The organism is Mesorhizobium sp. ArgA1, assembly GCF_053714375.1.
Window position 1 is genome coordinate 10,431 of sequence record NZ_JBSKBQ010000018.1, and the last position, 2,087, is coordinate 12,517.

General features: G+C 71.8%; 1 protein-coding gene. It reads right to left on the bottom strand.

From position 1 onward, the window contains the following. The coding region (locus tag ACWGTI_RS26930) for a hypothetical protein (protein WP_454589929.1) at positions 1–2,087 on the bottom strand (2,087 nt) is incomplete at both ends.

A 2,087-nucleotide genomic window follows, 5' to 3' on the forward strand; every position in this document is an offset into this window, starting at 1 on the left:
ACCGGTTCTACCGGTTCTACCGGTTCTACCGGTTCTACCGGTTCTACCGGTTCTACCGGTTCTACCGGTTCTACCGGTTCTACCGGCTCGACTGGAGCCACAGGCGCAACCGGTGATACCGGAGCGACTGGCTCTACCGGTGCGACAGGCTCGACTGGCTCTACCGGAGCCACAGGCGCAACCGGTGATACCGGAGCGACTGGCTCTACCGGTGCGACAGGCTCTACCGGAGCCACGGGTGCAACCGGTGATACCGGAGCGACAGGTTCTACCGGCTCTACTGGAGCAACTGGCTCGACTGGATCGACAGGCTCGACTGGTGCAACCGGCTCGACTGGATCGACCGGCTCTACCGGCGCAACCGGAGCAACAGGCTCTACCGGTGCGACAGGCTCGACTGGTGCGACAGGCTCTACCGGAGCCACGGGTGCAACCGGTGATACCGGAGCGACAGGTTCTACGGGCTCTACCGGCTCTACTGGAGCAACTGGCTCGACTGGATCGACAGGCTCGACTGGTGCAACCGGCTCGACTGGATCGACCGGCTCTACCGGCGCAACCGGAGCAACAGGCTCTACCGGTGCGACAGGCTCGACGGGTGCCACTGGCTCGACCGGAGCAACAGGCTCGACCGGGGCAACCGGCTCGACCGGAGCGACTGGCTCGACCGGAGCGACTGGCTCGACCGGTGCCACGGGCTCGACCGGGGCAACCGGCTCGACCGGGGCAACTGGCTCGACCGGGGCAACCGGCTCGACCGGAGCGACTGGCTCGACCGGAGCCACGGGCTCGACCGGGGCAACTGGCTCGACCGGGGCAACCGGCTCGACCGGAGCGACTGGCTCGACCGGAGCGACTGGCTCGACCGGAGCCACGGGCTCGACCGGGGCAACTGGCTCGACCGGGGCAACTGGCTCGACCGGGGCGACTGGCTCGACCGGGGCAACCGGCTCGACCGGCGCCACAGGCTCGACCGGGGCAACCGGCTCGACCGGGGCAACCGGCTCGACCGGCGCCACAGGCTCGACCGGAGCGACTGGCTCGACCGGCGCGACGGGCTCGACCGGGGCAACTGGCTCGACCGGGGCAACCGGCTCGACCGGCGCGACGGGCTCGACCGGGGCAACCGGCTCGACCGGAGCGACTGGCTCGACCGGAGCGACTGGTTCGACTGGTGCAACCGGAGCGACTGGCTCGACTGGTGCAACTGGCTCGACCGGGGCAACCGGCTCGACCGGCGCGACGGGCTCGACCGGGGCAACCGGCTCGACCGGCGCAACCGGCTCGACCGGTGCCACAGGCTCGACCGGGGCAACTGGCTCGACCGGGGCAACCGGCTCGACCGGCGCAACCGGCTCGACCGGTGCCACAGGCTCGACCGGGGCAACTGGCTCGACCGGGGCGACTGGCTCGACCGGTGCCACAGGCTCGACCGGGGCGACTGGCTCGACCGGTGCCACAGGCTCGACCGGGGCGACGGGCTCGACCGGCGCCACAGGCTCGACCGGAGCGACTGGCTCGACCGGGGCAACTGGCTCGACCGGGGCAACCGGCTCGACCGGCGCCACAGGCTCGACCGGGGCAACCGGCTCGACCGGGGCAACCGGCTCGACCGGTGCCACAGGCTTGACCGGGGCAACCGGCTCGACCGGCGCGACGGGCTCGACCGGTGCAACTGGCTCGACCGGGGCAACCGGCGCGACGGGCTCGACCGGGGCAACCGGCTCGACCGGCGCCACAGGCTCGACCGGGGCAACCGGCTCGACCGGGGCAACCGGCTCGACCGGTGCCACAGGCTCGACCGGAGCGACTGGCTCGACCGGCGCGACGGGCTCGACCGGTGCGACGGGCTCGACCGGTGCAACTGGCTCGACCGGGGCAACCGGCTCGACCGGCGCGACGGGCTCGACCGGGGCAACCGGCTCGACCGGCGCAACCGGCTCGACCGGAGCGACTGGATCGACCGGTGCCACAGGCTCGACCGGAGCGACTGGCTCGACCGGAGCGACTGGTTCGACTGGTGCCACAGGCTCGACTGGTGCGACTGGCTCGACCGGAGCAACAGGCTCGACCGGGGCAACCGGCTC